The organism is Sabulibacter ruber (assembly GCF_017355955.1).
Classification (GTDB): domain Bacteria; phylum Bacteroidota; class Bacteroidia; order Cytophagales; family Hymenobacteraceae; genus Nibribacter; species Nibribacter ruber_A.
Genome location: NZ_JAFFID010000183.1, coordinates 1 through 251, shown reverse-complemented (window position 1 = coordinate 251; position 251 = coordinate 1). Strand labels below are relative to the sequence as shown.

The window sequence follows — 251 nt, the reverse complement described above, 5'->3', positions numbered from 1 at the left end:
CACCCGGTGGGCGCAGCCGTGGCGGTTCTGGATGGTGTCCAGCCCGTTGCGGGCGAGGCCGGCGGCGAGGTCGCGGTCGGACAGGACGGCGCGCAGATGCTCCGTCATCTCCTTGCCGTCGCGGGCGACGAGATAGTCGGTGCCGGGGCGGAACAGCCCCTCCGCGTCGTCCCAGGGCGCGCAGACCAGCGGTATGCCGCAGGCCAGCGCCTCGAACACCCGGATGGTCGGGATGCCGGGCAGGGCCTGCA

General features: G+C 73.7%; 1 protein-coding gene. It reads right to left on the bottom strand.

Annotated elements, in window-relative coordinates:
- Window positions 1-251: glycosyltransferase family protein (locus tag JT719_RS24970; protein WP_207436480.1), on the bottom strand; the 251-nt coding region annotated here is incomplete at both ends.